Annotated in this window: 2 protein-coding genes; one reads left to right on the top strand and one right to left on the bottom strand. The window is 38.1% G+C overall.

Annotated features, from left to right (window positions below):
* Positions 1 to 255: 255 nt before the first annotated feature.
* Positions 256 to 954, top strand: a complete 699-nt coding sequence (locus AC1DPZ_RS27185) for a uracil-DNA glycosylase family protein (RefSeq protein WP_477409398.1) — start codon at positions 256 to 258, stop codon at positions 952 to 954.
* Between the two features lie 5 nt (positions 955 to 959).
* Here AC1DPZ_RS27185 and AC1DPZ_RS27180 read toward each other — a convergent pair whose 3' ends face one another.
* Entirely contained in the window at positions 960 to 1,283 is a 324-nt protein-coding gene (locus AC1DPZ_RS27180; RefSeq protein ID WP_477409396.1) for a hypothetical protein, read from the bottom strand.
* Between the last annotated feature and the right edge of the window lie 122 nt (positions 1,284 to 1,405).

The raw sequence follows: 1,405 nt of genomic DNA, 5'->3' as shown, positions 1-1,405 counted from the left end.
GGGTAGTATGTACAAGCACACCTGTAGTAATGCCCAAAGTTGAGTAAACACCAGCTTTTTTTCCCTGGGCAATAGATTTATTAAGCACAAAAATAGTGTCGATACCCGGCGAAATGATAAACAGAAAAGACGTTATCAAAAAAGTAGTAAAATTGATGATCCCCATAATGTAAAGGTAATTATATGATGATTAAAGAAAGCTTTTTGCTTTAAGCCTTCTGCTTTTTGCTGATTTTTGATAGGTTAGCGCTTAATATGAACACATTTGCCGATAGGATAATCGATTTTAATAAACAATTGGCGTACACAGGCACCCTGCCACCGGGAATCAGCATCATGAACCCATTTAGGGATAATGACTTTGCGTTTGATGTGTCATCGCTGTTTTACAGCAAGTATTATAGTGATAATCACCGGCGGCATTTAATCCTCGGCATAAATCCCGGCAGGTTTGGATCGGGGATGACGGGTGTTTCTTTTACCGATCCTAAACGGATGATTGATCAATGCCAGATCCCGTATACCGGCCCTATGACTCATGAGCCATCATCAGCATATATATACGATATGATTAACGCCTTCGGCGGGATAGCGGCGTTTTACCAGCAATTTTATATTCATTCAGTTTGTCCCCTGGGTTTTACCATAACCGGCCCAAAAGGTAAGGAGGTGAATTATAATTACTACGATACCCCTGAATTAACCAAAGCAGTATATCCCTTTATTATTGAAAACATCCAAAAACAGATAGATCTTGGCTTTGAAACAGACATTTGCTTTTGCTTCGGCACAGGTAAAAATGAGGCTTTTTTGAGAAAGCTAAATGAAGAAAAAAAATTCTTTAAGCAGATCATCGCGGTGGAACATCCCCGTTTTATAATGCAATATAAATCAAAAACAAAGCAGGATTATATTGCCAAATATCTTAAGGTTTTTAAACAGGCTGTTATTTAACCCATTTATTTTGTACTGATATCGCGGTGGTGGTCATCAAACTCTTTACCGGTTGCATGGTAATCCCTGATGAATTGCGCTAATTGTTTCAGTTCAAAATCGGTAAGCTCGGTACTGCCAGAATACTGGTAACCGGGATCAACGTCATCTAAAAATATGGCGCCTAAATAGCCTTTATCAAATGTTTTGGGGCTGTCTATTTCCCTGTACAATTTATAGATTCCGGCATTATTGCTTTCAACTTTGTTGATATCTGCCGGATCTATGGCTATGTTGATATGTGTTCCGTCTTCCTTAGTTATGCCGAATGTTACACCGCTGATTATCATAATAATTGCTTTTTTTAAGTAAACACACTAATTACACGAATGTTACAAACGGGTATGAAATAATATGGATTGAACTTGTGCGATTATATCGCTAATGTTTAATGTTGTTCACGGTACACAAG

It is taken from the genome of Mucilaginibacter sp. P4_G9 (genome assembly GCF_056400985.1).
The sequence above is the reverse complement of the archived record's forward strand: the minus strand, read 5'-3'. Positions and strand labels throughout refer to the sequence as shown.